The sequence below is a fragment of the Actinomadura xylanilytica genome (genome assembly GCF_030283145.1).
GTDB classification, from domain to species: domain Bacteria; phylum Actinomycetota; class Actinomycetes; order Streptosporangiales; family Streptosporangiaceae; genus Spirillospora; species Spirillospora xylanilytica.
In genome coordinates this window covers 2,089,786-2,115,146 of record NZ_JASNWE010000001.1, presented here as the reverse complement: position 1 = coordinate 2,115,146, position 25,361 = coordinate 2,089,786, and the positions used below count along the sequence as shown (strand labels likewise).

Annotated in this window: 27 protein-coding genes and 1 tRNA gene; 12 read left to right on the top strand and 16 right to left on the bottom strand. The window is 73.1% G+C overall.

The window, feature by feature from the left end; all coding sequences use genetic code 11:
- Positions 1-71 precede the first annotated feature (71 nt).
- Positions 72-1,256, bottom strand: coding sequence for a serine hydrolase domain-containing protein (locus QP090_RS09810; protein ID WP_285938261.1), 1,185 nt, complete (start codon positions 1,254-1,256; stop codon positions 72-74).
- A 145-nt stretch (positions 1,257-1,401) separates the two neighbouring features.
- Positions 1,402-2,187: a DeoR/GlpR family DNA-binding transcription regulator gene (locus tag QP090_RS09805; protein WP_285938260.1), complete on the bottom strand. Its 786-nt coding sequence runs from the start codon at positions 2,185-2,187 to the stop codon at positions 1,402-1,404.
- A gap of 145 nt (positions 2,188-2,332) precedes the next feature.
- Between QP090_RS09805 and QP090_RS09800 the strand changes: the two genes are divergently transcribed.
- The 9 genes from QP090_RS09800 (at position 2,333) to QP090_RS09760 (ending at position 8,820) form a co-directional block, all read left to right on the top strand.
- Positions 2,333-3,241, top strand: a complete 909-nt coding sequence (locus tag QP090_RS09800) for an SIS domain-containing protein (RefSeq protein WP_285938258.1) — start codon at positions 2,333-2,335, stop codon at positions 3,239-3,241.
- Between the two features lie 7 nt (positions 3,242-3,248).
- A complete protein-coding gene (gene nagA / locus QP090_RS09795) occupies positions 3,249-4,412 on the top strand; it encodes an N-acetylglucosamine-6-phosphate deacetylase (protein WP_285938257.1) in 1,164 nt (387 codons plus the stop codon).
- Positions 4,403-5,386 carry a 1-phosphofructokinase family hexose kinase gene (locus tag QP090_RS09790; RefSeq protein WP_285938256.1) on the top strand — a complete coding sequence of 328 codons (984 nt, stop codon included), beginning with the start codon at positions 4,403-4,405 and terminating at the stop codon, positions 5,384-5,386. Before nagA ends, QP090_RS09790 begins: the two co-directional genes overlap by 10 nt.
- Entirely contained in the window at positions 5,374-6,207 is an 834-nt protein-coding gene (locus QP090_RS09785) for a class II fructose-bisphosphate aldolase (protein WP_285938254.1), read from the top strand. Before QP090_RS09790 ends, QP090_RS09785 begins: the two co-directional genes overlap by 13 nt.
- Positions 6,208-6,309: 102 nt before the next feature.
- Positions 6,310-6,939 (top strand): GNAT family N-acetyltransferase, encoded by a 630-nt coding sequence (locus QP090_RS09780; protein WP_349666484.1) that lies wholly within the window; start codon positions 6,310-6,312, stop codon positions 6,937-6,939.
- Positions 6,940-7,180: 241 nt separating this feature from the next.
- Positions 7,181-7,735 carry a divisome protein SepX/GlpR gene (gene sepX, locus QP090_RS09775; RefSeq protein ID WP_285938251.1) on the top strand — a complete coding sequence of 185 codons (555 nt, stop codon included), beginning with the start codon at positions 7,181-7,183 and terminating at the stop codon, positions 7,733-7,735.
- Between the two features lie 56 nt (positions 7,736-7,791).
- Positions 7,792-7,865, top strand: a tRNA-Ala gene (locus QP090_RS09770).
- Between the two features lie 303 nt (positions 7,866-8,168).
- Positions 8,169-8,378, top strand: coding sequence for a hypothetical protein (locus QP090_RS09765; protein WP_285938250.1), 210 nt, complete (start codon positions 8,169-8,171; stop codon positions 8,376-8,378).
- A gap of 94 nt (positions 8,379-8,472) precedes the next feature.
- Positions 8,473-8,820: a zinc-binding dehydrogenase gene (locus QP090_RS09760; protein ID WP_285938249.1), complete on the top strand. Its 348-nt coding sequence runs from the start codon at positions 8,473-8,475 to the stop codon at positions 8,818-8,820.
- A gap of 217 nt (positions 8,821-9,037) precedes the next feature.
- Here QP090_RS09760 and QP090_RS09755 read toward each other — a convergent pair whose 3' ends face one another.
- Both QP090_RS09755 and QP090_RS09750 read right to left on the bottom strand, forming a co-directional pair.
- On the bottom strand, positions 9,038-9,481 hold the full coding sequence (locus QP090_RS09755) for a hypothetical protein (protein WP_285938248.1): 444 nt from the start codon (positions 9,479-9,481) through the stop codon (positions 9,038-9,040).
- Positions 9,482-9,562: 81 nt separating this feature from the next.
- Positions 9,563-10,288 (bottom strand): TetR/AcrR family transcriptional regulator, encoded by a 726-nt coding sequence (locus QP090_RS09750; RefSeq protein WP_285938247.1) that lies wholly within the window; start codon positions 10,286-10,288, stop codon positions 9,563-9,565.
- A gap of 85 nt (positions 10,289-10,373) precedes the next feature.
- Here QP090_RS09750 and QP090_RS09745 point away from each other — a divergent pair, with 85 nt between their 5' ends.
- On the top strand, positions 10,374-11,315 hold the full coding sequence (locus QP090_RS09745; protein WP_285938246.1) for an ATP-binding cassette domain-containing protein: 942 nt from the start codon (positions 10,374-10,376) through the stop codon (positions 11,313-11,315).
- Positions 11,315-12,136, top strand: a complete 822-nt coding sequence (locus QP090_RS09740) for an ABC transporter permease (RefSeq protein ID WP_285938245.1) — start codon at positions 11,315-11,317, stop codon at positions 12,134-12,136. The genes QP090_RS09745 and QP090_RS09740 overlap by 1 nt, the downstream gene beginning before the upstream one ends.
- Before the next feature lie 71 nt (positions 12,137-12,207).
- On the opposite strand, the gene QP090_RS09735 is transcribed toward QP090_RS09740, so the two are convergent.
- The 3 genes from QP090_RS09735 to pdhA are packed head-to-tail and all read right to left on the bottom strand — an operon-like array spanning position 12,208 to position 15,565.
- Positions 12,208-13,500 (bottom strand): dihydrolipoamide acetyltransferase family protein, encoded by a 1,293-nt coding sequence (locus QP090_RS09735; protein WP_285938244.1) that lies wholly within the window; start codon positions 13,498-13,500, stop codon positions 12,208-12,210.
- A complete protein-coding gene (locus tag QP090_RS09730) occupies positions 13,497-14,477 on the bottom strand; it encodes an alpha-ketoacid dehydrogenase subunit beta (RefSeq protein ID WP_285938243.1) in 981 nt (326 codons plus the stop codon). The genes QP090_RS09735 and QP090_RS09730 overlap by 4 nt, the downstream gene beginning before the upstream one ends.
- The gene (gene pdhA / locus QP090_RS09725) at positions 14,477-15,565 is read right to left on the bottom strand and encodes a pyruvate dehydrogenase (acetyl-transferring) E1 component subunit alpha (protein WP_285938242.1); all 1,089 of its coding nucleotides are present in this window, start codon (positions 15,563-15,565) and stop codon (positions 14,477-14,479) included. The genes QP090_RS09730 and pdhA overlap by 1 nt, the downstream gene beginning before the upstream one ends.
- A gap of 138 nt (positions 15,566-15,703) precedes the next feature.
- On the opposite strand from pdhA, the gene QP090_RS09720 reads away from it, so the two are divergent.
- Complete coding sequence (locus QP090_RS09720; protein ID WP_285938241.1) at positions 15,704-16,189, top strand: Lrp/AsnC family transcriptional regulator; 486 nt, start codon at positions 15,704-15,706, stop codon at positions 16,187-16,189.
- 12 nt (positions 16,190-16,201) lie between these two features.
- Here QP090_RS09720 and paaE read toward each other — a convergent pair whose 3' ends face one another.
- From paaE to QP090_RS09675, 9 genes are all read right to left on the bottom strand, one after another.
- The gene (paaE, locus tag QP090_RS09715) at positions 16,202-17,269 is read right to left on the bottom strand and encodes a 1,2-phenylacetyl-CoA epoxidase subunit PaaE (RefSeq protein ID WP_285938240.1); all 1,068 of its coding nucleotides are present in this window, start codon (positions 17,267-17,269) and stop codon (positions 16,202-16,204) included.
- 2 nt (positions 17,270-17,271) lie between these two features.
- Positions 17,272-17,760 carry a 1,2-phenylacetyl-CoA epoxidase subunit PaaD gene (gene paaD, locus QP090_RS09710; RefSeq protein ID WP_285938239.1) on the bottom strand — a complete coding sequence of 163 codons (489 nt, stop codon included), beginning with the start codon at positions 17,758-17,760 and terminating at the stop codon, positions 17,272-17,274.
- Complete coding sequence (gene paaC / locus QP090_RS09705; RefSeq protein WP_285938238.1) at positions 17,754-18,566, bottom strand: 1,2-phenylacetyl-CoA epoxidase subunit PaaC; 813 nt, start codon at positions 18,564-18,566, stop codon at positions 17,754-17,756. The genes paaD and paaC overlap by 7 nt, the downstream gene beginning before the upstream one ends.
- On the bottom strand, positions 18,566-18,844 hold the full coding sequence (gene paaB / locus QP090_RS09700; RefSeq protein WP_285938237.1) for a 1,2-phenylacetyl-CoA epoxidase subunit PaaB: 279 nt from the start codon (positions 18,842-18,844) through the stop codon (positions 18,566-18,568). The genes paaC and paaB overlap by 1 nt, the downstream gene beginning before the upstream one ends.
- Positions 18,844-19,827: a 1,2-phenylacetyl-CoA epoxidase subunit PaaA gene (gene paaA / locus QP090_RS09695; protein ID WP_285938236.1), complete on the bottom strand. Its 984-nt coding sequence runs from the start codon at positions 19,825-19,827 to the stop codon at positions 18,844-18,846. The genes paaB and paaA overlap by 1 nt, the downstream gene beginning before the upstream one ends.
- Positions 19,824-21,821 carry a phenylacetic acid degradation bifunctional protein PaaZ gene (paaZ, locus tag QP090_RS09690; RefSeq protein WP_285938235.1) on the bottom strand — a complete coding sequence of 666 codons (1,998 nt, stop codon included), beginning with the start codon at positions 21,819-21,821 and terminating at the stop codon, positions 19,824-19,826. Before paaZ ends, paaA begins: the two co-directional genes overlap by 4 nt.
- 91 nt (positions 21,822-21,912) lie before the next feature.
- The gene (locus QP090_RS09685) at positions 21,913-22,521 is read right to left on the bottom strand and encodes a TetR/AcrR family transcriptional regulator (RefSeq protein WP_285938234.1); all 609 of its coding nucleotides are present in this window, start codon (positions 22,519-22,521) and stop codon (positions 21,913-21,915) included.
- A gap of 82 nt (positions 22,522-22,603) precedes the next feature.
- Positions 22,604-23,746, bottom strand: coding sequence for a serine hydrolase domain-containing protein (locus tag QP090_RS09680; protein ID WP_285938233.1), 1,143 nt, complete (start codon positions 23,744-23,746; stop codon positions 22,604-22,606).
- Positions 23,747-23,887: 141 nt separating this feature from the next.
- Positions 23,888-25,279, bottom strand: a complete 1,392-nt coding sequence (locus QP090_RS09675) for a cytochrome P450 family protein (protein WP_285938232.1) — start codon at positions 25,277-25,279, stop codon at positions 23,888-23,890.
- Between the last annotated feature and the right edge of the window lie 82 nt (positions 25,280-25,361).

Genomic DNA, 25,361 nt, shown 5'->3' with positions numbered 1-25,361 from the left:
CGCGGGCCGGGCGACGCGGGCCGGGCGACGCGGGGCGGGTGCGGAAGGCGACGCGCGATGCGGGGCGCGGGTCAGGCGCAGAAGGCGGTGTCGGCGGCCTTGGCCAGGTCGGCGCGGAACCCCGGGTCGGTCTCCATCGCCGCGCTGGAGTCGTTGTAGGTGACCACCGCCTGCCGCTTGCCGTCGGCGCTGGTGTAGGTCCAGGTGCGGTAGCCGGGCCAGCCGCCGTCGTGGCCCCAGCCGTAGCCGCAGGAGAACCTGATCCGGGCGACGCCGAGGCCGTAGTCCTCGACGATCCCCTCGTCGTCGACGGGCCGGGTGGTGGTCAGCTCGCGCTGCTGCGCGCGGGGGAGCAGCCGTCCGGTGAACAGCGCGCGGTGGAACCGGGCGACGTCGTCGACGGTGGAGACGATGCCGCCGGACGTCCAGCCGCTGGACGGGCTGACCTCGGTGCTGACGTCCCCGAAGTCCTCCCAGTAGCCGTGCACGTACGGGCCGGGGAAGGTGCGGCTCTCGACCGGCAGCGAGGTGTGGCGCAGCTTCAGCGGGCCGATGATCCGGCGCTGGAGTTCGGCGCCGAACGTCCGGCCGGTCGCCTTCTCGACGACCATCCCGGCGAGGACGTAGTTGGTGTTGGCGTAGTTCCAGCCGGCGCCCGGGGCGTGCCGCGGCGGCTGCTCCATGGCGATGGCGACCAGCTCGGCGGGCTTCCACGTGCGGCGCGGGTCGCCCATGATGCGAGGGTCCCGGACGTACTCGTTCAGGCCGCCGGTCTGCTGGAGGAGCTGCCGGAGGGTGATCTTCGAGCCGTCGTTGCCGTTGCCGCGCACCACACCGGGCAGCCACTTCTCGACCGTGTCGTCCAGCGACACCCGGCGCTCGGCGGCGAGCTGGAGCAGCACGGTGGAGGTGAACGACTTGGTCACGCTGGCGATGCGGAACTGCAACCGGGCGTCCATCGGACGGCCGGTGGCGCGGTCGGCGACCCCGGAGGTGACGTGCGCGACGCGGCCGTCCCGCCGGGTCATCATGATCACGCCGGGCTGCCCGTCGGCGACGAGCTTGTCGGCCGCACGCTGAAGCCCGGCGGGCGGCCGTTCCCCGCTGCCGTGACCACTGCCGTGGCCGCCGTTGTGACCGCGGCCGGTGTCGGCGAGGGCGGTCGCGGCGGGGGCGAGGACGGCGGTGAGCGCCGTCCCCGTCGCGAGGGCGAGCAGGGCCCGCCGGGTGCGGGAGGGGGAGGGGAGATTCGGCACGGGACGCTCCTGGTGAGTGGGTCGCTTACGCGATCGACTCTGGTCGAGCCGTCCCGCCGCCGACATGGCCCTGAACCCCGGAGCGGGGTGTACTTGAGGACACCGTCCCGGGACAGCCCGGGCGTCGGCGCCCGGGCGAGGGCGGTCAGGTGCGGATGACCTCGACGCCCGCCTCGGCGAAGGCGTCGGCGGTGGCCTGGGACACCGTGCCGTCGGTCACCAGGACGTCGATCTCGGACGTGTCGCAGATCTTGGCGAACGCGCGCCGCCCGACCTTGGACCCGTCCGCGACCACCACCACCCGGCCCGCCCGCCCGGCCATCAGCCGGTTGACGTCGGCCTCGCCCTCGTTGTGGCAGGTGGCGCCGTGCTCGACGGTCACCCCGTTCACCCCGAGCACCGCGACGTCGAGGGCCACGTGGTCGAACAGGCCGGTGGCGAGCGGGCCGGTCAGCTCGTAGGACTGGGGCCGCGGCACCCCGCCGGTCAGCACGATCTTCACGTGCGGGCGGACCGCGAGCTCGTTCCCGATGTTGAGCGCGTTGGTCACGATGGTGAGCGCGGGCGCGCCGCCGCCCGCGTGCAGGCCGGCGCGGGCGGCCAGTACCCGGGCGACCTCGGAGGTGGTGGTGCCGCCGTTCAGCCCGATGATCGAGCCGGGCGCGGCCAGCTCGGCGGTGGCGGCGGCGATGCGCTGCTTCTCCGAGGCGTGCCGCGCGCTCTTGTAGCGCAGCGGCAGGTCGTAGCTGACGCTCTGCGCGACGGCGCCGCCGCGGGTGCGGGTCAGCATCTGCTGCTGGGCGAGCTGGTCGAAGTCGCGGCGGATGGTCGCGGCCGAGACCGCCATCCGGGACGCGGCGTCCTCGACGCTCAGCCGGCCGGCGTCCGCGAGCAGCTCAAGCAGGGCGTTCCAGCGCTCGTGCCGCGTCACTCCGGCCTCCTTCCAGGTGGTTGCGCGCGGCGGTGCGCGCAGCTGTTCGTCCCGGGAGTCTAGCCGTGCGCGTGCTTGCTCTTTTCTGCGTCATCTTGGTATAGATCAAGCACCAATGAACATTTGTGTGCAGAGGAGGGCGAGGATGGCGAATCCCCCGCAGGGCGCCGGCCACACCGAGACGGAGATCGCCGACCAGCCCGGGTGCTGGCGCCGCGCCGCCGCGTCGGCCGCGGAGTTCGCGCCGGTGCTGCCCCGGGCGGGCGAGCGCGTCGCGGTGGTGGGCTGCGGGACGTCGTGGTTCGTCGCCCAGTCCTATGCGGCGCTGCGCGAGGCGGCCGGGCACGGCGAGACCGACGCCTTCGCGGCCTCCGAGTTCCCCCTGGGCCGCCGCTACGACCGGCTGCTGACGCTCACCAGGTCCGGCACGACCAGCGAGGTGCTGGAGGTGCTGGGGCGCGTCGCCGGCACCGTCCCGACCGTCGCGATCACAGCCGATCCGGTGACCCCGGTGATGGACGCCGCGGACGAGGTCGTCGTGCTGGAGTACGCCGACGAGCGGTCGGTGGTGCAGACCCGTTTCGCCACCACGCAGCTCGCCCTCCTGCGCGCGCACCTGGGGGAGGACCTCTCCACCGCGGTCGCCGACGCCGAACGGGCGCTCGCACAGGACCTGCCCAGCGAGCTGATCGAGGCGGAGCAGTTCACCTTCCTCGGCCGGGGCTGGACGATCGGCCTCGCGCACGAGGCCGCGCTCAAGATGCGCGAGGCGGCGGGGGCGTGGACCGAGTCGTACCCGGCGATGGAGTACCGGCACGGCCCGATCAGCATCACCGCCCCCGGCCGCGTCACCTGGATGCTCGGCCAGGCGCCCGACGGCCTCGCCAAACAGGTCGTGGGCGTCGGCGGCATGATGGCCGTCAGCGGCCTGGACCCGCTGGCCGACCTGGTCCGGGTCCAGCGGCTCGCCGTCGCCATCGCCCGCGCGCACGGTGCCGACCCCGACACCCCGCGCAACCTGACCCGGTCGGTGATCCTGGACGCCGACGGGTGACGCGGCCATGACGGTTCTGACCAACGGCCGGTTCGTCCTCCCTGGAGAGGTGAAGGCCGGACGGCTCCGCATCGCGAACGGCCTCATCGCGGAGCCGGTGGCCGAAGCGCTTTCCCCCCAGCAGGAGGAGGTCGTCGATCTGGCCGGACGGTACGTCGTCCCTGGATTCGTCGACCTCCACGTGCACGGCGCCGCAGGCGCCTCGTACCAGAGCGGGCTGGCCGAGGACGCGTCGCGCGTGGCGGGCTTCCACCGGGTGCACGGGACGACCACGACCATGGCGAGCCTGGTCACCGGCGGCGTCCGGGAACTGCGGGACGCGGTCGCGGGCCTGGCCGAACTCGCCGCGGACGGTGTGATCGCCGGGATCCACCTGGAGGGCCCCTACTTGGCGGCGGACCGCTGCGGGGCACACGATCCGGCCCTGCTGCGCGATCCCGACCGGGCGGAGTTCCGGAAGCTGGCCGAGCTGGGGCGCGGCCACGTCCGCATGATCACGCTCGCGCCCGAGCTGCCGGGCGCGCTGGACCTCGTCCGGGACGCGGTGGACGCCGGGGCGGTCGCGGCGGTCGGGCACACCGACGCGACCGCCGCCACGACCCGCGCCGCGTTCGACGCGGGCGCGCGCGTGGCGACCCACCTGTTCAACGCGATGCGCCCGCTGCACCACCGCGAGGGCGGACCGGTCACGGCCGCCCTCACCGACCCCCGCGTCACGGTCGAGCTCATCAACGACGGCGTGCACGTGGCCGCCGAGGTGGCCCGCCTCGCCTTCGCCGCCACGACCGCCACGACCGCCGCGACCGGTGGGGGCGCAGAGACGGGACGGGTCGCGCTGATCACCGACGCGATGGCCGCGACCGGCATGGGGGACGGCGAGTACGGGCTCGGCGTGATGCGGGTGCGCGTCCGGGGCGGCCGGGCGACCCTCGCGGACGGCTCGTCCATCGCGGGCAGCACGATCACGATGGCGGACGCGTTCCGCCGCGCGGTCACCGTCGTCGGCCTGCCGATCGAGCGCGCCGCCGAGGCCGCCGCGCTGACCCCCGCCCGCGCGCTCGGCATCGCCGGCCGGGTCGGCTCGCTGGCCCCCGGCAAGGCCGCCGACCTGGTCGTCCTGGACGACGAGCTCGGCGTGGCCCGGGTGATGAAGGACGGCCGGTGGCTGTGATCCTCACCGTGACGCTGAACGCCGCGCTCGACGTCACCTACGCGACAGGGGAGGTGGCCTGGGGCGGGACGAACCGTGTCCGCGCCGTTCGGCGGCGCGCGGGTGGCAAGGGGGTCAACGTCGCCCGCGTGGCCGCGACCCTGGGACACCCCGTCCTGGCAACCGGCCTGGCAGGCGGCAGTACCGGCGACCTCATCCGTAATGACCTTGACCATGCCGGGATACGACACGACTTCTCGTCCGTCAAGGGAACGTCCCGAAGCACCCTCGCAGTGGTGGGCGGCGCTGAGACGACGCTGTTCAACGAGGCTGGGCCGTGCATCGACGCTGCGGAGTGGGACGCGTTCCTGGACCACTACCGGTCACTGCTCCCTGAGGCGGACGTCGTCGTCCTCTCCGGAAGCCTCCCTCCAGGTGTCCCGGACGACGCGTACGCAGTGCTCGCCTCAATGGCCACCGCTCCCGTCATCATCGACGCCGACGGCGCGGCGCTCTCCGCCGGTGTGCGGGAACGTCCGGCCCTGGTGAAGCCCAACGCCGAGGAACTCGCCCGCGCCACCGGAGAGTCCTCACCCGTCGCCGGCGCGCAGGCCCTCCGCGCGGCGGGCGCCCGCGCCGTCCTGGTCTCGCTCGGCCCGGACGGGATGCTCGCCGTCACCCCGGACGGCACCTGGCGCGCCACACCCCCCGGCCCCATGGCAGGCAACCCCACAGGCGCCGGTGACGCGGCCGTGGCCGCCGCCGCAGTCGCCCTGACCGCCGATACCTCCGCCCCCGACGCCCGGCCCGTCCCCGGCGCTCCTGCGGTCCGCGACGCTCAGGCCGCCCGCGAGTCGTGGACCGCGCTGCTGCGGCACGCGGTCGCGCTGTCGGCCGCCGCCGTCCGCGCCCCAGTGGCGGGCGACTACGACGCCGCCGCGTACACCCGGCTGCTCCCCGAGATCGTCATCGAAGGAGACCCATGCCCCTCGTAGGAACCGGCGAGATCGTCGGCCCCGCCGCGGCCTCCCGGCGCGGCGTCGGCGCGTTCAACGTGATCCAGCTCGAACACGCCACCGCGATCGTCGCCGGGGCGGAGCAGGCCGGCGCCCCCGTCGTCCTCCAGATCAGCGAGAACTGCGTGAAGTACCACGGCGCGGCGGCCCCGGTCATAGCCGCCGCGCTCGCCGCCGCCGCCGTCGCGGCCGTCCCGGCGGCCGTCCACCTCGACCACGCGACCTCGCCCGAGCTGGTCCGCGAGGCGGTCGACCTGGGCGCGGGCTCGGTGATGTTCGACGCGTCCACCCTCGCCTACGACGCCAACGTCGCCGCGACCGCCGAGACCGCCGCGTGGTGCCACGACCGCGGCGTCTGGGTGGAGGCCGAGCTCGGCGAGGTCGGCGGGAAGGACGGCGCGCACGCCCCCGGCGTCCGCACCGACCCGGCCGAGGCCGCCGCCTACGTCGCCGCCACCGGCGTGGACGCCCTCGCCGTCGCGGTCGGCAGCTCCCACGCGATGCTGACCCGCGACGCCGTCCTGGACCTCGGCCTGATCGCCGAGCTCCGCGCCGCCGTCCCCGTCCCGCTCGTGCTGCACGGCTCGTCCGGGGTGCCGGACGCGACCCTGGCCGCCGCCGTGGCCCGCGGGATGACCAAGATCAACGTCGCCACCCGGCTCAACGAGGTGCTCACCGCCGAGGTCCGCCGTGCCCTCGATGCGTCCCCCGCGCTGGTGGACACGCGCAGGTACCTCGGCCCCGGACGCGCCGCGATGGCGCGCGAAGTGGCGCGGATTCTAGGCGTTCTCGGGGCCTGACGCACCGGACGGGGTGCGGCGGACCTGCTCGCCGGGCAGATTGTCGGCGACAATTGATGGCGTCCGCACCTTCGACCAGGGAATCATGGAGCCGTGGAACGTTTGCGGGGTTGGCCGGTCACCTTGGCCGAAGGCCCGGTAGGGCTGCGTCCCCTCCGGCATCGCGACGCCGCGACCTGGCGCGAGCTCAGGGTCCGCAACGCCGACTGGCTCCGCCCCTGGGAGCCGACCAACCCGGAGACACCCCTGTTCCGCAGCGGCCTCGGCCCCTACCTCAGCATGGTGCACACCATGCGCCGTGAGGCCAGGCAGGGCCTCGCGCTCCCCTGGGTGGTCACGCGCGATGGCCGGTTCGCCGGGCAGCTCACCGTCGGCGCGATCGTCTGGGGCTCGGCCCGGTCGGCCCAGATCGGCTACTGGGTCGATCGGAGCGTCGCCGGCCGCGGGGTGATCCCCACCGCCGTCGCCCTGGCCGTCGACCACTGTTTCTTCACCGTCGGGCTGCACCGCGTCGAGGCGAATATCCGCCCCGAGAACGCCGCCAGCCGCCGCGTCGTGGAAAAACTCGGATTCCGTGAAGAGGGAATTCGCCGGCGCCATCTCCACATCGACGGGGCCTGGCGCGACCACATCTGCTACGCGCTCACCGTCGAGGACGTGCCCGGTGGCCTGCGCGCCCGCTGGCTCGCCAGCCGCGACCAGGCATTTCCACGATCGTCATCGTCCCCATGACACTCGAGCCCGCGGTGACTTTTGGGTCCGCGCGGGCCGTAAGAATCCTGCGTTGGAGAAGGCTTGGCAAACGGAGAGTAACTGCGGGATCGATCTCGCGACACACCGCCCCTTATGCTCGTCAACCTCTGACACCGGCTCGTACCGTGCGGGGCGTGACCCTACTCCCAATGCACGTGCGCGCGCCGAAAGTCGGCCCGTCCGATCGCCGTGCCTTGGGACGCCCCGGGGCGGTGGGCCGATGAGCAGCGCCGTGCTCTACTTGGCCATCGTCGCGGTGTGGGCGATCGTCCTGGTTCCGATGTGGCTCCGCCGCGACACCGAGTCCACCGGCATCTCCCGCCTCCTCCACAAGCGTCCCGCCGAGGAACCCGCCACAGAAGAGGCCGACGACCCCATCGAAGAGGAAGCAGCCCCAGAAGAGCCCCGCCGCCGGACGAGCCGCGCCGCCATCATCGCCCGGCGCCGCCGCCGTACCGCCGGCCTGACCCTGCTCTTCCTGACCGCCGTGGTCGTCGTGATCGCGGGCGTGGTGCCCTGGTGGGCCACCCTGCCCCCGTTCGCCGCGCTGGGCGGCCATCTGGCGCTCCTGCGGGTGGCCGTGGGCATGGACGTCGCCCGGGCCCGCGCCGCCGCCGAGGCCCGCGCCGCCGAACGCGCCCGCGTCCTCGAGGCGGAGGCCGCCGCGGCGGAGGAGGAGACCGCCGAGCAGGCCGAGGTCATCGAGCTCGTCGCCCGTCCAGAGGAGGACGTCTTCGACCAGTACGCCGACGACCGCCGCGCCGTGGGCGAGTGACCCGCGATAAGGATGCGCGAGTACTCCCGGATGTTTGCTAATCTTACGGAGTCCTTGGGGCTGTGGCGCAGACCGGTAGCGCACCTCGTTCGCATCGAGGGGGTCAGGGGTTCAAATCCCCTCAGCTCCACAAGGAAGTACAGGCCAGAGGCCGGTTCGAGACCCTCGAACCGGCCTCTGTCCTTGTGCCACCGGGATCCGTGTGATCGCCGGCATCGGCTACCGCGCCGATCATTCGACGGGTTACCCGTTGCCTCCCCAGCGTGGCCCGCGTAGTGCGCGAACGCCGCCTCGACCTCGGCCGCGAAACGCCGCCGGAACTGCTGGTCGGTCGTCAGCTCCGGACGCACGATCTTGATGGCCACCGCCCTGCCGCTGGGAGAACGTCCCAGGAACACCACACCCATGCCGCTGCGACGTCTACGACGAGCTCGTGACGGCGTCCCTTTCCGGCGTCGTCGCGCTGTTGGAGGAGGGGCAGCGTGACGGCGAGCTGCGCGACTTCGATCCCCTCATGATGGCCCGGATCATCCGCCGCACCCTCGACGCCGAGGGAGCGCGGGTCGCACACGGCGCTCCCGTGGACGCCGTCATCGACGAGCTGATCGCGACGTTCAGCCGAGCGACACGCTCCGCCCCCTGAAGACCCGCCCCCTGAAGAGAGACTGAATTCATGCTGTTCGGTGTGAATCCGGTGCCGGACGGAATCGATCCGCGTCACATGCACCGTCTTCGGTGTGAGCGGGCTGACGGCGTTCATCGGAATGTCCAGCGTGCTCGACGTCACGGACGCGGACACGGTGCTGGTCACCGGCGCGGCGGGCACCGCCGGTTCGGCCGAGAAGGTCACCTGGGTGAAGGACGTCGCAAAGCTCGACGCCTGCGTTGACTACCGCACCGACTACGTTCCGGATGTGTTGCGCGAATTCGCCCCCGACGGGCTCACTGCCGTCTTTGAAAATGTGGGCGGTGTGCTATTGGAAAACGCCCTGGACAGGCTCGCCGTCCATGCGCGCATCGCGCTGTGCGGATCGATCTCGTCGGGCTATACGGCCACAGGATATGGTGCGGGCCCCGCCAACTAGATGTAGCTCGCATTCCGACGGGCCTGCATGGAGGGTTCCGTGTTCCTCGACTATCAATCCCGCTGGACTGACCGGGGTCGTCGTGCGTGGTGGTGCCGGCCCGGGCCCGGCGGGGTGGACATGGCGGGGGCGGACGTCGGGGCGCCGGAGGGCAGCGGCCACCACGTCCCGGTCGCGCCCGTCGGGCCGACGCACGGGACGGCCATCGACGAGCAGATCAGAATCGTCCGCGGTACCACTTCGTGCACATCGACTTCCCGAGGACCGACGCGCAAGTCCGCACTTCGGCCTCGCGTCCCTCTGCACCCGTGGTGTCGATGGTCGTCCGCCCGGGGCTGGTGCAGACGTATTGGCTGTCTCCGACCATCCTGAGACATCCGTAGATGTCGCTGCCGAGCGTGAAGCCCTTGCCCTTCTTGTAGATTTTCGCGTAATTGCCCTTCGCGTGGAGTTTGAATCCGGTCTTGTTGTTGGTGCCGGCGACCTTGAACGCACTGTATGCGTCATACCCGCCCTTGTCGTAGGGGTCGGGTGTCACCCAGCTCTTGCCGTACCTATCGAAGCTGGGGAGCTCCGCACTCGCCTGGGCCGGCAGTATCGGCGCCAGCGCCATGCTCCCGCTCACAGCCATTCCAGCCAGCAGGGACGCCGTTCGAATCATTGCCTCACCTTTCGTTGGAGTATCGAACGAAAGGAGATTACGGCAATGCATTATCATTTCTGTATTGGTTCAATAAATGTGTCAGGCGGGTGGTGAGGGGAGGGCCATGGCGATGCAGTCGAGGACGCGTTCCAGCCCGTTCCGGAACCGGTCGTCCTGGCTCTGGTGCGGTCGGCCGGCGTCCATCACGATCTTGGCGAAGATCGGGTGCTCTCCGCTCGCCAGCAGCCAGTGGATGTAGGGACCGCTGCGCTCCATCCACTCCGACTCGCTGAGCCCGCTGCGGCGGATCTCCTCGGTCCAGTTGATCTCCTCGCGGACGGCGCCCTCGACGTAGCTGCTCAGCAGGCCGGTGAGGCCGAGGTTCTCGTCGATGGGGACGTGGGCGTCGAGGACCCCCATCACCCGTTCGATCAAGCGGAGCTGGTTGGGGCCGAAGCTGGGGAGCGACCGGTTCACGGTGGCGATCCACGGGTGCCGCAGCCACATCGCCCGCACCTCGTCGGCGTAGTGCGCCAGGTCCGCGCGCCAGTCGCCGGAGGGGACGCCCTCGACGTCGATCTCGCCCATCAGCCGGTCGGCCATGAGCTCGACCAGGTCGTCGCGGCCCGGGACGTACCGGTAGAGGGACATCGTGCCCGCGCCGATCTCGGCGGCGATCCGCCGCATGGTGGCGGCCTCCAGCCCCTCGGTGTCGGCGATCCGGAGTGCCGCTTCGGTGATCTGCGCGCGGCTGTAGGCCGGTTTCGGCCCGCGGGCCGGGCGCTCGGGCCGCATCCAGATGTTCACGTACTCGGCGTCGGTCACCGTTCCACCCCCTACTTGCGTACATGGTACCCAGTAACTTAGCCTGGCCGCCTTAACCGCGTACGGAGTACCCAGTGGAGGGATCATGGCGGATCCGATCGTGGTGGCCGAGGGGCTGCACAAGTCCTTCGGCGACGTCCAGGCGCTGCGGGGCCTGGACCTGAGCGTCCCGAGAGGAACGGTCTGCGGCGTGCTGGGGCCGAACGGCGCGGGGAAGACGACCGCGGTGCGCATCCTGGCGACCCTGTCCGATCCCGATGCCGGGCACGCCCGCATCGCCGGACACGACGTCGTCCGTGAGGCCGGGAAGGTGCGGGCCAGGATCGGGCTCGCGGGCCAGCACGCCGCCGTGGACGAGAAGCTCACCGGCCGCGGCAACCTGCGCATGTTCGGGCGCCTCTACCACCTGTCCCGGCGCGAGGCGCACCGGCGGGCCGACGAGCTGCTCGAACGCTTCGGCCTGATGGACGCCGCCGACCGCCAGGTCGCAGGCTACTCCGGCGGCATGCGCCGCCGCCTCGACCTGATCACCAGCCTCATCCTGCGCCCCGAGGTGCTCTTCCTGGACGAGCCGACCACCGGCCTGGACCCGCGCAGCCGCGGCGAGATCTGGGACAGCGTCCGCGAGCTGGTGGCGGACGGCACCACGGTGCTGCTCACCACGCAGTACCTGGACGAGGCCGACCGGCTGGCCGACGACATCGCCGTCATCGACCACGGGCGGGTCGTCGCCGCGGGCACTCCGGACGAGCTGAAGGCCACGATCGGGGACCGCCTCGACGTCGTCCTCGAGGATCCCGCCGCGCTGCGTCCCGCGGCGACCGTGCTGAACGCCCTGGCCGGGACCGATCCCACGATGACCGGTGCGGACCGGCTCAGCGTCGCCCTGCCCGGCGGCGGCCTCCGGCTGGCCGACATCGTGCGCGAACTCGACCGGGCCGGGGTCGCCGCGGCCGACGTGAGCCTGCGCCGCCCCTCTCTCGACGAGGTGTTCCTGCGCCTCACGGACCGGAAGGAAGTCCTCTGATGACCGCTCTCGCCCCGCCGCCGGGCCACCGCCTGCGCTGGACGTTCACCGACGGGCTGACCCTGGTCGGCCGCGAGCTCGGACGGCTGCGGCAGGAGCCCGGGGAGCTTGTCTCGATGCTGATCTTCCCGGCCATCATGGTGGTGCTGTTCGGATACGTTTTCGGCAGCGCGATCCAGGTGCCGGGCGGCGGAGACTACCGCGAGTACCTGATGCCGGGCCTGTTCTCGATGGTGACCTTCACGGCGGTCATGACGCTCATGATGCGGGTGGCCACCGACGCCTCCCGCGGCGTGATGGACCGGTTCCGGTCCATGCCGATGGCGCGGCTGGCGGTGCCGTTCGGGCAGACCGGCGCCGACCTGCTGGCCGGGCTGCTGTCGCTGGCCATCATGGCCGGGGCCGGCCTGCTGGTGGGATGGCAGCCGCATCGGGGCCTGATCCCGGCGGCCGAGGCGTTCCTGCTGCTGATCGTGCTGCGGTACGCGCTGGGGTGGGTGGGCGTCTATGTGGGCCTGGTGGTGAAGAACGAACAGGCCGCCGACCAGATGGTGCCGCTGTTCCTGCCGTTCACGATGCTGTCCAACTCGTTCGTCCCGACGGACGGCATGCCGGGGTGGCTGCGGTTCCTGGCCGACTGGAACCCGGTCAGCGCGATCACCGCCGCCTCCCGGGAGCTGTTCGGCAATCCGGGGGTGCCGCCGGAAGATGCGGCCTGGCCGCTCGCGCATCCGGTGGCCGCCGTCCTGCTCTGGTCGGCCGCGCTGCTGGTGGTGTTCGTCCCGCTGTCGACCCGTGCCTACACGCACAAGGGACGGTGAAGGCGAGACGGGGGCCGGGGGGCGCCCGTATCCGGGCATGCACGGAATCGGACGCCGGCCCGGAGGCGGTCTCACAGATGGGTCAGGGCCTCCTGGGGGTCCTCGAAGCAGTCGGCGACGAAGCGGAGGAAGGCGGCGGCGGGGGCGCCGTCGCAGACCCGGTGGTCGAAGGCCAGCGAGAGCTGGACGATCTTGCGCGCGGTCACCTCGCCGTCGACGACCCAGGGACGGTCGATGATCCGGCCGATGCCGAGGATCGCGGCCTCGGGATGGTTGACGATGGGGGCCGAGCCGTCGACGCCGAAGACGCCGTAGTTGTTGAGGGTGAAGGTGCCGCCGGTCAGGTCGGCGGCGCCGAGCGTCCCGGCGCGGGCGGCCCCGGTGAGGCGGGTGAGCTCGTCCTGGAGGCCGCGCGCGCTGTGCCGGTGCGCGTTCTTGATGACGGGGACGAGCAGGCCGCGCTCGCTCTGCGCGGCGACGCCCAGGTTGACGCCGTCGAACCGGACGATCTCGGTGGCGTCGACCCGGCTGTTGAGCTCGGGGTGGCGGGCCAGGCCGGCGACGACGAACCGGGCGATCAGGGGCAGCAGGCCGATCGGGGTCCGGCTCCGGGCGTTGATGTCCCGCCGGGCCTGGACGAGCGCCGTGGCGTCGACGTCGACCCAGGTGGTGGCCTCGGGGATCTCGCGCCGGCTCCGGGTGAACGCCTCGGCGGCGGCCCTGCGGGCGCCCTTGAGCGGGATCCGCTCGGAGATCGGGAGCGGGCCGCCGGACGGGGGACCGCCGGCCAGCGCGGACGGCTCGGCCGGGGGGTTGATGGCCCGCTCGACGTCCGCCCGGACGATGAGGCCGTCCGGGCCGCTTCCCTCGAGGGTGGTCAGGTCGACGGCGTGGTCGCGGGCCAGGCGGCGGACGACCGGCGAGATGACCAGGGGCCGGGCCGTGGCCGCCCGGGACGGGGACGGGCGCGGCGACGGGGTCGGGGTAGGGCGGCGTCGCCGGGCGGGGGTGCTGGTGCCGTACCCGACCAGCACGTTGCCGGAGCCCGCCCTCTCCTCCTCGACGTAGCGGGCCGCCTCAGGGCCGAGGTCCGGGGCGGGGTCCGGGGTGGGGGCGGACGCGACGCCGTCCTCGATGACCAGGAGGGTGGCGCCGACGTCCAGGACGGCTCCGGCGGCGGCGCCCAGCTCGGTGACCGTCCCGGCGTAGGGCGTCGGGACGTCCACGACGGCCTTGGCGGTCTCGACCTCCACGACGGACTGGTCGGTGTCCACCCGGTCGCCGACGGCGACGAGCCAGCGGACGATCTCGGCCTCGGTGAGCCCCTCGCCCAGGTCGGGCAGGGGGAACACGCGGGCGGTCACGCGTCCTCCCACTGGAGCGCCGCGACGGCGTCGAGCACGCGGTCGACGTTCGGGAGGTGGTGGTGCTCGAGCTTGGGCGGCGGATACGGGATGTCCAGCCCGGTCACCCGCCGCACCGGGGCCTCCAGGGCGTGGAAGCAGCGCTCGCCGACCCGGGCCGCGATCTCGGACGCGACGCCGGCGAAGCCCTGGGCCTCGGCGACGACCACGGCCCGGCCGGTCTTCATGACGCTGGCGGTGACGGTCGCGTCGTCGAACGGCACGATGGTCCGGAGGTCGACGACCTCCAGGTCCCGGCCCTCCGCGGCGGCGGCCTCGGCGGCCTCCAGCGCCACCGGGACGCTCGGGCCGTAGGCGATGAGCGTCGCGTCGCGGCCCGCGCGCCGCACCGCCGCCTCGCCGAACGGCCGGGTGCGGGCGCGCGGTGCGACCTCCTGCCTGGACCAGTAGAGCCGCTTGGGCTCGAGGAAGATCACCGGATCGGGCAGCTCGACCGCCTCGCGCAGCATGCTGTAGGCGTCCGCGGCCGTCGCCGGGGCCGCGACGGTGAGGCCGGGGGTGTGGGCGTAGTACGCCTCGGACGAGTCGCAGTGGTGCTCGACGCCGCCGATGCCGCCCGCGTAGGGGATGCGGATGACCATTGGCAGGGTGATCGCGCCGCGGGTGCGGTTGCGCATCTTGGCGACGTGTCCGGCGATCTGCTCGAACGCCGGGTAGGCGAACGCGTCGAACTGCATCTCCACGACCGGGCGCAGGCCGTTCATCGCCATCCCCACGGCCATGCCGACGATGCCGGACTCGGCGAGCGGGGTGTCGAAGCAGCGGCTCTCGCCGAACCGGGCGGTCAGGCCCTCGGTCACGCGGAAGACGCCGCCGAGCGCGCCGACGTCCTCGCCGAAGACGACGACCCGGTCGTCCTCGTCCAGGGCGTCGGCGAGGGCCGTGTTGATCGCTTGGGCCATGCTGAGCGCGGTCATCAGTTCTCCTCGGCGGCGAGCCGCGCGGCCTGCTCGCGGAGCTGCGGGGTCGGGGCGGCGTAGACGTGCGCGAACAGCTCCGCGGGGTCCGGCGGCGTCTGGGCGGGGAGGCGGTCGCGGAGATCGGCGGCGTGCCGTTCGGCCTCGTCGGCGACCGCGGCGATCCCGGCGTCGTCGAGGGCGCCCGTGCGCCGGAGGTGGGCGGTCAGCCGTTCGACGGGGTCGCGGCGCAGCCAGGCGGCGACCTCGCCGTCCGCGCGGTAGCGGGTGGCGTCGTCGGCGTTGGTGTGCGCCTCGATCCGGTAGGTGTGCGCCTCGATCAGGGTGGGCCCCTCGCCCGCGCGGGCGCGCTCGGCGGCCCTGCCGACCACCGCGAGCACGGCCGCGACGTCGTTGCCGTCGACGCCGACGCCGGGCACGCCGTACCCGACGGCCTTGTGCGCCAGGGAGGGCGCGGCGGTCTGGCGGTCGAGCGGCACCGAGATGGCGTACTGGTTGTTCTGGACGAAGAAGACGACCGGGGCCCGGAAGACGGCGGCGAAGTTCAACGCCTCGTGGAAGTCGCCCTCGCTGGTCGCACCGTCGCCGAGGAAGGCCAGGACGACGGTGTCCTCGCCCTTGGCCCGCGCGGCGTAGCCGACCCCGACGGCGTGCGGCGCCTGGGTGGCCAGCGGCGTGCACTGCGGTGCCGTCCGGTGCGCGGCCGGATCGTAGCCGCAGTGCCAGTCGCCGCGCAGCAGGGTGAGGACCTCGACCGGGTCGATGCCGCGTGTCACGAGCGCGACGCTGTCGCGGTAGGTGGGGAAGAGCCAGTCGGTCGGGCGCAGCGCCAGCACCGCGCCGACCTCGCTGGCCTCCTGCCCGTGGGACGACGGGTAGACCGCGAGCCGTCCCTGCTTGACCAGGCTGCTCGCCTGCTGGTCGAAGCGCCGTCCCACCACCAGCGCCCGGTAGGCCGCCAGCAGGGCGTCGGCCGGGGGCAGGGTGTGGCCGCCGCTCCGGGGGCGGGTCGCGCGGTCGCCGTTCTCGTCGATGAGCTGGATCGGCCTGGCGGTGGGAAGCAGCTCGCTCCCGGGCTTGACGACCACGGCACTCCTCCACAATGAGGCTATTTGTCGATACGGTGCAGGTGAGCGGCGCAGAATGTCCAGGGGTGGTGGATGGAACGAGACGAGTGGATCGATCCATTGGATTCGGGTGTACAAACGGCCCGGACCGACGCGGCGGTGAGACGAACGGTCTCCGCCCTGGACGAGGTCGACCGGCGGATCGTCGCCGAGCTGTCGCGCGACGGCCGGCTGTCGGTCCGCGCCCTCGCCGAGCGGCTGCACATCTCGCGGGCCAACGCCTACAGCAGGCTCGAACGGCTGACCCGGGACCAGGTCGTGCGGGGCTTCTCGGCCCGGCTCGATCCGGTCGGGATCGGGCTCGCGCTCTCGGCCTACGTGACGCTGACGATCGAGCAGAACTCCTGGAAGCGGGTCCGCGACCGGCTGCGGGAGATCCCGGCCATCCGGCACTACTCGCTCACCGGCGGCGACTTCGACGTCATCGCGCTGGTCCGGGTGCCCGACCAGGCCGGGCTGCGCGATCTGGTCTTCGACGATCTGCACTCCATCCCGGGCGTGCGCAACACCCGCACCATGATCATCTTTGAGGAGTCGTCCGACGACATGGTGCTGCGGGACTCGCCGTGGCCCCCGGTCCCCTGACCGGGTGGTCGCTCAGCTGTCGAAGTCGACCGTGACCGGCCCTCCGGTCGGCTCGGACTGGCAGGTGAGCACGTAGCCGGCGTCCAGCTCGGCGGGGTCCAGCGCGTAGTTGCGGCGCATGCGGACCTCGCCCTCGGTGACCCGCGCCCGGCACGTCCCGCAGACGCCGCCCTTGCAGGCGAAGGGCATGTCGGGACGGGCCCGCTGGGCGCCCTCCAGCACGGTGGCGCCCGCGGGGAGGTCCAGCGGTGTGGTCCGGCCGTCCAGGATCACCGTGACCGGGGTGCCGGGGCCGGCCGGGACGACGGTGGCCTCCCGCCGGGCGGGCGGGACGTCCTCGACGTAGAAGAGCTCACGGTGAACGCGGTCGCGCGGCACCTCCAGCTCGGCGAGCACCTCCAGCGCGTCCGTGACCATCCCGTACGGCCCGCACAGCCACCAGTGGTCGACGTCCGCGACCGGGACCGACAGCGGCAGCAGCGTCCGGAGCCTGGCCGCGTCCAGCCGTCCGCTGAACAGCTCGGCCTCGCGGGGCTCGCGCGACAGGACGTGCGCGATGCTCAGCCGCTCGGGATGGGCGTCCTTGAGGTCGGCCAGCTCGTCGGCGAACATGACCGTCTCGCTGCTGCGGTTGCCGTACAGGACGGTGACGTGCGAGTCCGGGACGGCCAGCGCGGAGGCGGCGATCGAGAGCACCGGGGTGATGCCCGACCCGGCGGCGATCAGCACGTGCCGCGCGCCCGGGGCGAGGTCGGCGGTGAAGGAGCCGCTCGGCGGCAGGACGTCGATCTCGTCGCCCGGCCGCACGTCCCGCACCAGCCAGGACGAGAACAGCCCGCCGGGCACCTCGCGGACCCCCACCCGCGGCGGGCCGCCCGCCGGGGCGCAGATCGAGTACGACCGGCGCTCCTCCCGCCCGCCGACCGTCCGCCGCAGCGTGAGCGACTGGCCCGGACGGAAGGCGTACAGCTCGGCCAGGTCGCCGGGCACCTCGAAGGTCAGCGCGACCGCGTCGTCGCACAGTCGCTCCACGCTGCCGACGCGGAGTCCGCGCGGGCGGCGGTCGGGCAGGACGGCCACGGTCAGATCTCCTTGAAGTGGTCGAAGGGCTCACGGCAGGACCGGCAGCGGCGCAGCGCCCGGCACGGCGCCGCCCCGAACTCCGAGAGCTCCTCGGTGTCGGGCGACCCGCACAGCGGGCAGGCCGCCGTCCTGACCGGCCCGAGGACGAGCGGGACCGGGCCGGGGGCCGGGCGCGGCGCGGGGCCGGGCGGCGCGATGCCGGCCTCGGCGAGCTTGCGGCGGCCCGGCCCGGTGATCAGATCGCTGCTCCACGCCGGGCTCAGCGTCACCCGCACGTCCACCTCGGCGTACCCGGCGCCGGTGAGGCTGCGCACCAGGTCGTCGCGCATGGCGTCCAGCGCGGGGCAGCCGCTGTAGGTCGGGGTGATCCACACCGTCACCCGGCCGTCCCGCTCGGCGACCTCGCGCAGCACGCCGAGCTCGGCCAGGGTGAGCTGGGGCAGCTCGGGGTCGGTGACGGTCTCGGCGACCTGCCGCGCGGTCACCATGTCGCCCCCGGCAGCGCGCGGGCCACGGACTGCATCTCCTCCAGCAGCACCGCCAGCGCCCCGGTGTGCTCGTCACGGGAGGCGCGTTCGGCGGCGGTCTCGGCGGCGGTCTCGGGGATCGTCAGCGTGGCCTCCGCGAGGACGTGGCCGACGACCGCGTCGAACTCCTCGCGCAGGTCCGCCGGATCGGGGGAGCGGGGGTTCCCGTCGGCGGCGAAGAGCTGGTCGACCAGCGGCCAGACGGCGGCGAGCGCCTGCCGCGTCCGCTCGTGGGAGTGCGCGGTGCCGTCGCCGAGCCGGATCGTCCAGCGGGCGGCGTAGCCGCGGTGGTAGGCGACCTCCTTGACCCCCTTGGCGGCGATCGCGGCCAGCGCCTCGTCGTCGCTGTCGCGCAGCCGGGTCAGCAGCGCCAGCCGCCAGGTCGAGAAGACCAGCAGCCGGACGACCAGGTGCGCGAAGTCGCCGTTCGGCACCTCGGCCAGCCGGACGTTGCGGAACTCCCCGGCGCCGCGCCGGAAGGCCAGCTCGTCCTCGTCCCGGCCGGTGCGCGCGAGCAGCAGCCTGGCCTGGCCGAGCAGGTCCAGCGCGATGTTGGCCAGCGCCACCTCGTCCTCCAGCTCGGGCGCGCGGGTGCACCACTCCTGGAGCCGGTGCGACATGATCAGCGCGTCGTCGCCGAGGGCCAGGCAGAGCGCGGCCAGGTCGGCGCCCGCGGGCGGCATGGGCAGCCCGCTCAGCGGGTCGCTGAAGCCGGTGCCGAACGCCCAGTGGCCGTCGGCGGCGAGGGTGTCGTCGTCGGGGCCCATCAGATGTGCGGGACGTCGTCGGGGATGGAGTAGAAGGTGGGATGCCGGTAGACCTTGTCGCCGCTGGGCGCGAAGAACGGGTCCTTCTCGTCCGGGCTGGACGCGGTGATGTGCGCCGAGCGGACCACCCAGATGCTGACGCCCTCGTTCCGCCGCGTGTACAGGTCGCGGGCGCTGTGCAGGGCCGATTCGTCATCCGCCGCGTGCAGCGAGCCGACATGGACGTGGTTCAGGCCGCGCTTGCCGCGGACGAACACCTCGTAGAGCGGCCAGGACATCAGGCCACCTCCTCCTTCGTGGAGCGTCCGGCCTCCGCGGCCCGCGCGGCCCGCGCGGCCTCCGCGGCCTCCGCGGCCCGCGCGGCTTTCGCGGCGTGGGCGGTGGCGGCCTCGCGGACCCAGGCGCCGTCCTCGTGGGCGCGGCGGCGGTGCTCGACGCGTTCGGCGTTGCACGGGCCGTCGCCCTGGATGACCCGCTTCAGCTCGTCCCAGTCGGGCGTGCCGAAGTCGTGGTGGCCGCGCTCGGCGTTCCAGCGCAGCTCCGGGTCGGGCAGCGTCACGCCGAGCCGCCCGGCCTGCGGGACGGTCATGTCGACGAACCGCTGCCGCAGCTCGTCGTTGGTGTGCCGCTTGATCTTCCAGGCCATCGAGCGCGCGGTGTTGGGCGAGTCGCCGTCGGGCGGCCCGAACATCATCAGCGACGGCCACCACCAGCGGTCCACCGACTCCTGGACCAGCTCGCGCTGCGCGGCGGTGCCCCGCATCATGGTCATCAGCAGCTCGTAGCCCTGCCGCTGGTGGAAGGACTCCTCCTTGCAGACCCGGATCATCGCGCGGGCGTAGGGCCCGTAGGAGCTGCGGCACAGCGGGACCTGGTTGCAGATCGCCGCGCCGTCCACCAGCCAGCCGATCACTCCGACGTCGGCGTAGCCGAGCGTCGGGTAGTTGAAGATCGAGGAGTACTTCTGCCGCCCGTCGATCAGCCGTTCGGCGAGCTCGGCGCGGTCCACGCCGAGCGTCTCGGCCGCCGCGTACAGGTACAGGCCGTGGCCCGCCTCGTCCTGCACCTTGGCCAGCAGGATCGCCTTGCGGCGCAGCGACGGCGCCCGGGTGATCCAGTACCCCTCAGGCTGCATGCCGATGATCTCGGAGTGGGCGTGCTGGGCGATCTGCCGGACCATCGTCGCGCGGTAGGCGTCCGGCATCGCGTCGCGCGGCTCGATCCGCCGGTCGGCGGCGATCACCTCCTCGAACGTGCTCACTTCTCCACCAGGGTCAGCACGTCGTACTTGGCGACCGATGCGCCGTCCTGGTTGGTCACGTCGGTGTCCCAGCGCACCTCGCCGTAGGCGGCGCCCTCGCGCGGGCTGATCTGCTTGGCGGTCAGCGTGACCGTCAGCTCGTCGCCCGGCTTGACCGGGGTGAGGAAGCGCAGGTTCTCCAGCCCGTAGTTGGCCAGGACGGGACCGGGCTCGGGCGAGACGAACAGGCCCGCGGCGAACGACACGACCAGGTAGCCGTGCGCGACCAGCCCGCCGAAGAACGGGTTGGCGGCGGCGGCCTCCGCGTCGGTGTGCGCGTAGAAGGTGTCGCCGGTGAACTCGGCGAAGTGCTCGACGTCGGCGAGGGTGACGGCGCGCGGCCCCGCGGTGACCGAGTCGCCGACCCGGAGCCGGGCGAGGTTCTTGCGGAACGGGTGGACGTCGTCGTCGCTCCGCCGCGCGCCCGGCGTCCAGCGGCCGGTGATCGCGGTGAGCACGTCCGGCGACCCCTGGACGGCGGTGCGCTGCATGTGGTGCAGGACGGCGCGCACGCCGCCCAGCTCCTCGCCGCCGCCGGCCCGGCCGGGGCCGCCGTGGACGAGCGCGGGCATCGGTGAGCCGTGCCCGGTGGACTCCTTGGCGTCCGCGCGGTTCAGCACCAGCAGCCGGCCGTGCCAGGGGGCCAGCCCGAGGACGACCTCGCGGGCGAACGCCTCGTCCTCGGTGACGACCGAGCCGACCAGGCTGCCCCGTCCGCGCGCCGCGTACTCGATGACCTGCTCGGTCGTGTCGTAGGGCAGCAGCGTGCTGACCGGCCCGAACGCCTCGACCTCGTGCGGCTCGTCGCGCTCGGGGTCGCCCAGCAGCAGCAGCGGGGACAGGAACGCGCCGAGTTCGCCGTCCGCGCCGGCCGCCTCGACGTGGCCGGGGTCGCCGAACAGGACGGTGCCGCCGATGGCCTTGACCGCGCGGCGCACCTCGTCGCGCTGCCGCAGGCTCGCCAGCGCGCCCATCCGGACGCCCTCGGCGGCCGGGTCGCCGACCACGATCCGGCCGAGCCGCTCGCGCACCGCCGCGGTGACCTCCTCCAGCCGGTCTCGCGGCACGAACGCCCGCCGGATCGCGGTGCACTTCTGGCCGGCCTTGGCGGTCATCTCGGTGACGAGCTGCTTGGCGTACAGCTCCACGTCGCCGTCCGGACCGAGGATCGAGCAGTTGAGGGAGTCGGCCTCGGCGTTGAACCGGACGGCCCGCTCCACGATCACCGGGTGGGCGCGCAGCGTGCGCGCGGTCGCGGCCGAACCGGTGAAGGAGACCAGGTCCTGCTCGGTCAGGTGCGACAGCAGGTCGCCCGCGTCGCCGCAGACGAGCTGCACCGACCCCTCGGGCAGGATCCCGCTGTCGACGATCAGGTCGACCAGCCGCGCGGTGATGTAGGCGGTCTGCCCGGCGGGCTTGATCAGCGAGGGCATCCCCGCGACGAAGGCCGGGCCGAGCTTCTCCAGCGGCCCCCAGACGGGGAAGTTGAAGGCGTTGATCTGCACGGCGACGCCGTGCAGCGGGGTCATCAGGTGCCGTCCGACGAACGTGCCGCCCTTGCCGAGCGGCTCCACGTCGCCGTCCACGTGGACGGTGTCGTTGGGCAGCTCGCGGCGGCCCTTGCTGGAGTAGGCGAACAGGGTGCCGATGCCCCCGTCCACGTCGATCCGCGCGTCGGCGAGCGTGGAGCCGGCGCGGCGCGACAGGGCGTACAGCTCGTCGCGGTGCTCGTTCAGGTGCGAGGCGAGCGTCTTCAGTAGCGCGGCCCGCTGGTGGAAGGTCAGCGCGCGGAGCTCCCGGCCGCGGCGGCGGCCGTGGTCGAGCGCGGCGGCGAAGTCGACGCCCGTGGACGAGACCCGGGCGACCTCCTCGCCCGTGACCGCGTCGTGGACCGGGACGCCCTCGTCGGGCGGAGTGTGCCAGGCCCCCGAGACGTAACTGCGCAGCGCTGCCATGCCGTGGTCCCTTCACCCGATTACCAACCGTCCGTTCGGTAAGTAATGCTACCCGCGGGCGGCGGAAGAGAACAGGGCGGCGCCCGGATTGTCAGGCGCGCAGGCCGTCGAAGGCGGTGCGGCGGACCAGGACGGCCAGCGCGTCCACGTCGGTGCCGCCGGACGGGCGGTACCACTCGACCAGCGAGTTGACCATGCCGAACAGCAGCCGGGCGCCGATCGCCGGGTCGACGTCCCGCCTCAGGTCGCCCTCGGCCGCGGCCTGCTCCATCAGCTCGGCTACCAGGTGGTCGAACGCGCGGCGGCGCTCCAGCGCCCGGCGCTCCACGTCGGTGTTGCCCCGAACCCGCAGCAGGAGCGTGACGAACGGCAGCCGCTCGGCGAGCACGTGCACGCTGCGCTCGGCCAGGAACTCCAGCCGGTCGATGGCCCGGCCGTCGAGGTCGCGGGCCTGCCCGGCCGCCTCGAACAGGCCGTCCAGCGCCCGGTCGGTGGCCATCCGCAGCAGCTCCTCCTTGCTATCGACATGGTGGTAGATCGCCGACTTGGTGAGGCCGAGCCCGCGGGCGATCGCCTCCATCCCGGTGGCCTCGTAGCCGCGCTCGTTGAACAGGGCGACGGCGACCGACAGGACCGATGCGAGGTCGTGTCCGGGCCGCCCTCGCTTGGCGGGCCGCGGGGCTGGAGACGTGGAGGGCACGGACCGAGTATCCCAACGTCCCGCCGATGCTCGGCCCGCCGCCCCGCGGGCGAGTGCCGCGGGGCGGGACGGGTGACACCTGCTAGTCGCAGATCGCCGCCGCGGCGATCGGGAGGATCTGCTCCTCGGTCGGGTTCCGGGCGCCCGGATTGAGCGACAGGGTCATCCGGCGGCCGTCGTCGGAGCGGAACGCGAAGGTCATGTAGCCGATCAGCTCGCCGCTGTGGCCCCACATGCTCGCGCCGCACGGCAGCGTGTACCGCTGGAGGCCGAGACCGTAGTCGAACCCGGCCCCGGTCGGCGTCGTGGTGCGCATCGCGGCGAGCGCGGGAGCGCTGGTCAGCCGCCCGGACAGCAGCGCGTCGAAGAACCGGTCGAGGTCGGCCGCCGTCGAGATCATCTCGCCGGCGGGCCCGTCCAGCGAGGGGTTCATCCGGGTCGCGTCGACGGTCCGGCCGGTCGGCAAGGTCTTGTAGCCGTGAGCGTACGGGGCGGGCAGTCCGGGCCGGTCGCCGGGGACGGACGTCCGGGTCAGGTGCAGCGGGCCCAGGATCCGGCGCTGCACCTCCTGCCCGTAGGGCCGTCCGGTGATCTTCTCGATGAGCTGCCCGAGGACGACGTAGTTGGTGTTGGAGTAGCGCCACTGCGTACCCGGCGGGAAGTTCGGCGGCTTCGCGAAGGCCACCTTCAGGAGCTGCGCGGACGTGTAGGAGCGGAACCGGTCCGCGCCGCGCCAGCGGTTGGTGGAGTACCCGGGCTCGCTCATGTAGTCGTGCAGGCCGCTGGTGTGGTCGAGGAGCTGCCGGACGGTGATGTGGCCGCCGTCCGGGACCACGCCCGGCAGATGCCGTTCGACGGGGTCGTCCAGCCCGAGCCGCTTTTCGTCGGTCAGCTGGAGCAGGACGGTCGCCACGAACGTCTTGGTCACGCTGCCGATGCGGAAGTGCCCGGACGGGTCGGCGCGGCGTCCGGAGGCCAGGTCGCCCACCCCCGCGCCGGCCGCCTGCTCCCGGCCGTCCCGCTGGATCCGGACCAGCGCGGCCGTCGCCGCCTTGCTCTCCACCAGGTCGTCGAGCAGCGCCTGCACGTCGGCGCTCGCACCGGCCTGCGGCCGGGCGGTCTGCTCGGCGCCCCGCGAGGCGACCAGCGGCACGGACGCGGCGGTGACGGCCAGCACCGCGCCGGACAGCGCCGCGACCAGGATCTTGCGTGATGTTCTGATCATGCCGTGAACGCTAGGGACGCGCCGATCCCAGGGCCATGAGGCCGCCCGCCCGGCCGGCGGCCGTCCTCCGCAGCGACGACCCTGCGGTTTTCCGCAGGGGGCGTCCGGAGGCCGGGCCGCGCGGCCCCGTGCGGGCGGCTCCTACTGCGAGTCCTTCCGCAGCCCGCGCAGGAACCGCCACATCCGGGAACGCGGCGGCTGGGCGCCGGCGTTCGCGGGCTGGCCGGGGGCGCCGCCCGCCGGCTGCCGCGCTCCGGGCGGCGGACCCGACAGCTCGTACTCGACCGGGAGCGAGCGGAGGCTGCGCAGGAAGGGGGAGGACCGCCACGGGAGCTGGTCGGCGGGCAGGGCCAGCTTCAGCGCGGAGAACCGCTCGAACAGCCGGCCGATCGCGATCGTCGTGATCGTGGTGGCGAGGTCGCGGCCGAGGCAGCCGTGCAGGCCGGTGCTCCAGGCCAGGTGCGCGCGGGAGCTGGTGATGGAGTCGGGGTTCATGTGCCCGGTGAACACCGGGTCCATGTGCGCGGCGGCCACGGAGATGAACACCGGGTCGCCGACGGAGATGGCGAACCGGCCCAGCCGGACGGGGGCCTGCGCGAAGCGGAAGGAGATGTTGGCCATCGGCGGGTTGGCCATCGCCACCCGGTTGACGGTCTCCTGGAGCATCCCGGCCGACAGGCTCTCCCGGGTGGAGTGGTCCCCACCGATCACCGCGGCGGCGGTGTTGGAGATGAGCGTCCCGGTGAAGTCGCCGAGCATCGACATCGCCAGGATCAGTTCCTTGCACAGATCCTCGGTGGACAGCCCGGGATCGGCGCCGATCAGGTAGGAGGTGAGGTCCTCGCCCGGGGTCTTGCGCTTGGCCTCGATCGTCTCGGCCGTCACGGTGTACATCCGCCCCATGGCCTCGACGGCCTCGGGGCCGGCGTCCATCGCCCGCCACAGGTCCATCAGCAGGTCGTCGCCGCGGTCGTCGGCGAAGCCGATCATCCGGTTCAGCACCATCAGCGGCAGCGGCCGGGCGTACTGCGCGGACAGGTCGGCCCAGCCGGTGCCGCTGGAGCCCTCCGACAGCACGTCGATCAGCTCGTCGGCGTAGCGGCCGACCGTGTTCTCCAGCTCGCGGGCCTGGCGGTGCGTGCGGTCCTGGTACGGGCGCAGGCCCAGGATCCAGGCGCTGCGCAGCCGGTCGGCCTTCCGGCCGTCCGACACCAGGAGGCAGTCGTTGCCGAACGCGTGCCGCAGCGGCCAGTCGGCCGGCACCCGCCCGTCCGACCACGCCGGCCAGCTCGAGATGTGCTTGGTCCACCGGCCCTGCCGGTCCTGGAGGACGTCGAGCGCCTGCGTGTAGCCGAGCACCAGCCAGGCCGGCACGCCCAGCACGTCGACCGGTGCGACCGGCCCGTAGGTGTCGCGCAGCCGCTGGTAGAACTCGGCGGGACGGGCCTCGTACTCCCGCGTGAACATGGGTTCGGCCGCCATCGACTCCAAGGACGGCTCGGTCGGTCCGGCGCCGGCCAGGTGCATGGTCATCACTCCTCGCTGGGACACGGAGGTCGCGCGCCGCCCGATCGGCGGCGGCGGCCCGCCGGTCTCCAGGGTGGAACCCTAGGGA

Coding starts and splice junctions, on each gene's coding strand:
- QP090_RS09755 (WP_285938248.1), bottom strand. CDS start 9,481: ATGATTCGAACGGCGTCCCTGCTGGCTGGAATGGCTGTGAGCGGGAGC.
- paaB (WP_285938237.1), bottom strand. CDS start 18,844: ATGTCCTGGCCGCTCTACGAGGTGTTCGTCCGCGGCAAGCGCGGCCTG.
- paaC (WP_285938238.1), bottom strand. CDS start 18,566: ATGGGCCCCGACGACGACACCCTCGCCGCCGACGGCCACTGGGCGTTC.
- QP090_RS09740 (WP_285938245.1), top strand. CDS start 11,315: ATGACCGCTCTCGCCCCGCCGCCGGGCCACCGCCTGCGCTGGACGTTC.
- sepX (WP_285938251.1), top strand. CDS start 7,181: ATGAGCAGCGCCGTGCTCTACTTGGCCATCGTCGCGGTGTGGGCGATC.
- QP090_RS09675 (WP_285938232.1), bottom strand. CDS start 25,279: ATGACCATGCACCTGGCCGGCGCCGGACCGACCGAGCCGTCCTTGGAG.
- paaZ (WP_285938235.1), bottom strand. CDS start 21,821: ATGGCAGCGCTGCGCAGTTACGTCTCGGGGGCCTGGCACACTCCGCCC.
- paaD (WP_285938239.1), bottom strand. CDS start 17,760: ATGGTGACCGCGCGGCAGGTCGCCGAGACCGTCACCGACCCCGAGCTG.
- QP090_RS09745 (WP_285938246.1), top strand. CDS start 10,374: ATGGCGGATCCGATCGTGGTGGCCGAGGGGCTGCACAAGTCCTTCGGC.
- nagA (WP_285938257.1), top strand. CDS start 3,249: ATGACGGTTCTGACCAACGGCCGGTTCGTCCTCCCTGGAGAGGTGAAG.
- QP090_RS09680 (WP_285938233.1), bottom strand. CDS start 23,746: ATGATCAGAACATCACGCAAGATCCTGGTCGCGGCGCTGTCCGGCGCG.
- QP090_RS09800 (WP_285938258.1), top strand. CDS start 2,333: ATGGCGAATCCCCCGCAGGGCGCCGGCCACACCGAGACGGAGATCGCC.
- QP090_RS09730 (WP_285938243.1), bottom strand. CDS start 14,477: ATGACCGCGCTCAGCATGGCCCAAGCGATCAACACGGCCCTCGCCGAC.
- QP090_RS09785 (WP_285938254.1), top strand. CDS start 5,374: ATGCCCCTCGTAGGAACCGGCGAGATCGTCGGCCCCGCCGCGGCCTCC.